Below are 4069 nucleotides of genomic sequence, written 5' to 3' on the forward strand. Positions count from 1 at the left end.
GTTCTTCTCGTCCTTGGCATATTCGCCTCCTAAACGCATCATGTCATTCGATGTGTCCGGAAAACTGGGGGAAGCCCATATTGCGGAGCCACCGGCTACTTCTCGATTCACTCATTCGTTAAAGCTACCGTCGCAGAGGCCTAGACTTTTACAACAACGGTCATTTATTTCCACCCTTCGCAGATGATTAGACTAGCCATCATTTTGTCAGGATACCCTAATGCCCATCGACTAATAGACCATCGTTTTTAAAAATATACAAATAAAACTCGCTGCAATCATATTACATCATAACTGCCTCTCGGAAAATTCCAAATATTGAATATTCTTTTTCACTAATACTGGACCTCGACGAAGCAATTCAAAAGAGCTAAAAACAAAAGAAATCCTAGAAACGCCATCCCTCATAATAATTAAAGCCTTATATTCATCATCAGATTTTTCAAAGTTAACTTCAGAAACAATCAAACATGGATTGCCACGCATTCCCAAATCAATAGAAAAGTCAAAGCTTCTATAAAACTTTAAAAATGATGCTTGCACAAAAAATTCACCTCCATCATTTTCTTCGTTTAAGGATTTCAATTCCCACAAATCAATATCCAAAATTAATAACGGATAACCCATATCATCTTCGGCAAAATTTAGCCCATGAATCCTTACATCATGCATATCTAGCATTTAAAGCTCCAAATTTTAAAACTCAAGGCATGCCACATCCACCAAACACATGGTCGGCATAATAGCACATACAGTTTTTAGCATTTTGATTATAGGTTGAATAATGCCAATGAATTGGGCTTCCTGTTTTTTCTGCACACCCATGGGTTCGTGAACCTTTTATGCCGCTATTGGAGTGCGGGGTCATATGAACAACTACATTAAATTTCGTGCCTGCTGGTGGACTACATGCATTACAAGCTCCGTCACAATCTCGTCCTGGATCATATGTGCGTCCAGTTTTCCCTGCTCCACCGTCACTTGTTGATCCCCCTCCACTCGTTGATCCCCCTCCACTCGTTGATCCTCCCCCCGATCCACCTCCAGTCAGCCCTGCACCACCTCCTATCCCACCGTTATTCGAGTTAACAATCATGGCGCCCGTCACAATTGCAGTAATACCCGCCAACGTGACAGGATTTAAAAGAACCCAAATAAACTCGCCATTCGTATCGATATACCACAGTGGATTACCCATAGCATAGCTATAAAAATTAATCCCTCCATCCAAACCAATTGGATCTGCTTCAAGATATCGTCCAGTTCTGTAATTATAATTACGTTTATAATTATAATTTGCTTCAATTTCGAAATCAAAAATTTGACCAGGAAATCTGAAGTCAATCAAATTATCCGCCCCCATTTGAACAACATTTCCTCCAAATGAGTCACTTATTATTTTCCATTCTGAGCCATCGCCTCCTTCAGAAGTTGCCAACATTGGCTTGGATAAATGGTCAGTATGCAGATAAAAGTATCTGGATTTTGAGTCACCCAATGATCCATTAGCAACATCTACTTGCCATATAGGATCTGTACTCCAAAGGCTCATCTCCCCTGATTGGGGGTTAAACCCATAGGCTTTCCTCACTGCCCCAGAATAATCGAATTCAGCAGCGACTCCAGCGTCGCTATATGCATAATATGCAATAGATAATTTACCATTTATTTTTACAGCCTTTGCAATACGCTGCCCCATGGGGTCATATCTATATTGCACCTGAACAATAACGGATTTATCCCCACGCTTATGGCCTTCATAGCCGGTTAAGCGACCACGAGCATCATAAGAATACACTCGTTCAATTACATCATTTATTTCAGATGTGGTATTTCCCTGTGCATCATATTTGACAGCAGTATCAAAATACTCTGAGGCGGCATTTACACTTTCACTGCGCGGATAATTTAAAATCCTACTATTACTATCATAATTCCAGCCCCCAGGCTGATGCTTGCTTGAAATTCTATTCCCAAGTGAATCATAGCTATACCCCTCAGCCGGAATACCAAGATTTAATAACGATACACTTGGGTTAGCTTGAGTTAAGCGATTTAAATTATCATACTCATACTCAATTAATCCCAGTTCAGATTTGATTTGAGTAACATTACCCATTGAATCATAGTCATATTGACGTTCAATTAGCTTTTCATCATCTAATTTCACATCAATACTCTTGGGTCGCAATAGCGAATCAAGAGTCAGCGACTTAATTCCGGCAGGAGTTTTAACGGTAGTGGGCAGCAACCATTTGTAATCACTAAATTCTATGATTTTTTTATTTGGCAACCCTATTTTAGAGAGCTTGTCATTTTCATACGAGAATAAAACACTACTTCCATCCGGATAATACTGAGCACTCAATTTTCCATCTATATTATAATTTTGCCCAACATTGAAAATAAAGCTGCCTGTCTCGAAAAATTTCCCGTAAGTAAACTCAGTATTTATCTTTCTACCCCTTTCATCCAACGTATACAAAGCACTGCTAATTATGGTTCCATCTCCTTTTATTTGCCGATACCCTATCGATTGACCATCGGTATTATAAAGATATTCAATCTCCTGTTCCAAATGCCCATCGTAAGATGTATCGCGCTCTGAGATTAATGAACCATTTTCATTATATTTATACTCCTCATAGTTACCCGTGGGTGCGGTTTTTCTTATTAAATTGCCGTTCGCATCATATGAGTAGGTAGTCACCTCCCCCATGGGGCGAATCTCTCGAAGCTTCAAGCCTGATTTACTATATTCAAAAGCACTTCTTCCCCCGTTAGAATCTATCACCTCTGTTAATCTATCAAATGCATCCCAAATTTGTTGTGTTTTTTGACCATCGGGATTGGTCACAACTATCAACCTCCCTAAGGCATCGTATTCATTCAATACCTCACCTCCAGACGGATTGGTACTTGCCACAACCTGCCCCAATGAATTGACAACCTGACTAGCATTTTGAATGACGCCGTCATCTGATTTTTTTATCACCGATAATTTTTCGCCTAGAGAATTATAGAAATAATATTCTCTATATGTAGGAAATTTCACCGCCGTAATTAAACCAGATTCGTTAGTGCCATCCTCTCCATATATGTTACTACTGATATTTCCAGAGTAATCTTTTTTTGAAATAATCCGACCTAACAAATCATACGAAATTTCTTCCATCAACCCACTTCTATTTATTTTTTTAATCAATAACCCATGAGCATCGTACTCAAACTTTTCCCCCGAACCGCTCTTATCCCCAGGCATCAGCAATTCAACAATATTCCCGGCTGAGTCATATACCGAAGTATTAACATTACCCATTGGGCTGATATAATTGATTTTTCTATTCAATTTGTCATATTTTATTTTTGTTTTATTATTTAAAGAATCTTGTATTTCAATAATATTCCCAAAAAAGTCAGATTTATACTTGACTGATTGACCCAATGCATTGGTTTTCTCCGAAATTACACCACGTATATCATATGAGAAACTTTTGGTATTCCCATCTTCATCTGTTTGCTCAGTGACGTTTGCAGTATCTGCATATTTATAGCTAGTCGTTATTGCATTGGGGCCAGTAGCGCCCTGCGCACCTCTAGTTGTACTAATCAGCCTACCGTATTGGTCATATGTATAGAGTGTGGATCGCTGCTCAGGCAGCCCCTTTGCTTCCACCCACTCGATGACATTGCCTTTGCTGTCATAGCGCCAGGTACTCACAACCCCCAGCTGGTTGGTGTAGCTGCTCTGCCGTCCAAACACGGGCTCGTACGTGTACTTCTCCACGCTGCCATCAGGATGGGTGATTTGCAGCGGCTGGTAGTTGCTGTCGTAGGTCTTGGTGGTGCTGTAACCCCTGTCATTGGTACTCTTTTGGCTATACGCACCATCCCATTGGTTGGAGGCAGCCCTTTTGCCGTTGAAAGTGCGGCTGAGTTGATTGCCTTGCAGGTCGTACTGGGTAACGGTGGCGTTGCCTCTGCAGTCGGTGTAGGTGACTTCGAACACCCGGCGCTCGCGCAGGTAGTTGTTGGCGCCCGTGGATGCGCAGCCGCTTTGCCCGTCGAA

General features: G+C 40.9%; 2 protein-coding genes. Both read right to left on the reverse strand.

Features of this window, described 5'->3' with window-relative positions; genetic code table 11:
• Window positions 1-288: 288 nt before the first annotated feature.
• Window positions 289-681 (reverse strand): hypothetical protein, encoded by a 393-nt coding sequence (locus LPW39_RS22925; RefSeq protein ID WP_230780983.1) that lies wholly within the window; start codon window positions 679-681, stop codon window positions 289-291.
• Between the two features lie 22 nt (window positions 682-703).
• Window positions 704-4009 (reverse strand): RHS repeat domain-containing protein, encoded by a 3306-nt coding sequence (locus LPW39_RS22930; protein ID WP_230780985.1) that lies wholly within the window; start codon window positions 4007-4009, stop codon window positions 704-706.
• Window positions 4010-4069: the final 60 nt, after the last annotated feature.

Source organism: Comamonas koreensis (assembly GCF_021026195.1).
Taxonomy (GTDB): Bacteria; Pseudomonadota; Gammaproteobacteria; order Burkholderiales; family Burkholderiaceae_C; genus Comamonas; species Comamonas koreensis.

Excerpts from the sequence above, each read along its gene's own strand:
- LPW39_RS22925 (WP_230780983.1), bottom strand. The coding sequence starts at position 681 with ATGCTAGATATGCATGATGTAAGGATTCATGGGCTAAATTTTGCCGAA.